Origin of the sequence: Marinobacter azerbaijanicus (assembly GCF_030250645.1) — a bacterium.
Classification (GTDB): domain Bacteria; phylum Pseudomonadota; class Gammaproteobacteria; order Pseudomonadales; family Oleiphilaceae; genus Marinobacter; species Marinobacter azerbaijanicus.
The window spans coordinates 1-1,372 of record NZ_JASSVS010000063.1 but is presented as its reverse complement, the minus strand read 5'-3'; the positions used below and the strand labels follow the sequence as shown (position 1 = coordinate 1,372).

General features: G+C 57.1%; 1 protein-coding gene. It reads right to left on the bottom strand.

The genetic code is table 11. The features are described from left to right. The coding region (locus QPM17_RS23595; RefSeq protein WP_285394186.1) for a flagellar hook protein FlgE at nucleotides 1–1,372 on the bottom strand (1,372 nt) is incomplete at both ends.

Here is a 1,372-nt window from a genome sequence, read left to right as displayed (position 1 = left end):
CCTGAGTATAGATCTTCTGGTAGTTGGCCTGGTAGGCCCGCTGCGCCACGATCATGTTGACCAGCTCGCCCGCCATGTCCACGTTGGACGTCTCGATCGCACCGGCGACAATCCCCCCCAGCAGCCCGGTACCCGGCGCGCCGACCAGTTCCTGCCCCGAGGCATTGGAAGCGCGCCAGACATTGTCACCGGCGGGTGTGAGCCCTTCGGGGTTGCGGAAGCTGACCAGCGAAATCTGGCCGGCGGGGCGCGACTCCTCGTTGGAGTAGTTGCGCATGATGACACCATCCTCGTCGATGGTGATGCCCACCAAGGTGCCCGAGGTGTAGCCGTTCTGGGTCAAGCTGCTTACGGTAGAGCTATTGCCAAACTGGGTCGAGCCAGCCAGATTGAGGGTGTAATTGACATCCTCGGCACCATTGGTAGCGCCAAAGCTCAGCGCCACTTGATTGCCGGTCAAGGCGGCCACCGCGTCATTGACGTTCTGGCTGGCCAGATCGCGCTCATCCTCCGCGTTGTCAGTACTGCTCTCCAGGCTGGCCAAGACCCCAGCCAGATCATCGAAATCAGCGATTCCGTCAATAGCCTCCTGCACCTCCGAGTTGTCACTTAAACTGCGTAAATAAGCCTCTCGCGCGGCCGTATCGTCCATATTGTTCCAGTCGTCTTCACTCATTTCCTGCAAATCGCCAAGCACGGACTGAAAAGCGGTAAGATTGGTTTCGGCATCGGCCAACGCATCCATCAGAGCCTGGTCAATCGGTTCACCAACGCCAGCCAGCTTACCGTTCGAGTTAAACCGCATCAGGAAATCGTTATTTGCATCGTAGGCACCATCTGCTACAACCTTGGCCTGCCATAGGTTGTCACCCACCTTTTCGTAATACACAGTGGTATTCAACGGATTGCCCAACGAATCATAAACGGTGAAGTTATTAGCGTAGTGGTAGTCGATCTCGGTGCCGTTGACTTCGGCAGTGTTGAGTTCGTCACTGATATTCTCGCGCGAGTCCAAATTGAGCACTGTACTGACATTGGTGGTAGCACTTGCCGCCAACTCTTCCGCCGATACGTTCAACGCTTGGGGCTGACCGCCTACCTGGACTTCACCTTGTGCGTTCAGGCCATACCCCATGATCTGAAAGCCTTGGGCGTTGATCAGATCGCCGTTTGCGGTCATCGAGAGCTGGCCATTGCGCGAATAGACCACCTCACCGCTGGTATCCATGTAGCGGAAGAAGCCATCGCCGGCCACCGCCAGATCCAGGTTGCGGCTGGTCGACTCGATGTTTCCTTCATTGAAGTTCTGCAGCACGGCCGATACACGCGTGCCCAGGCCGACCTTGGAGTTGGCGAACACGTCGGAGAACTG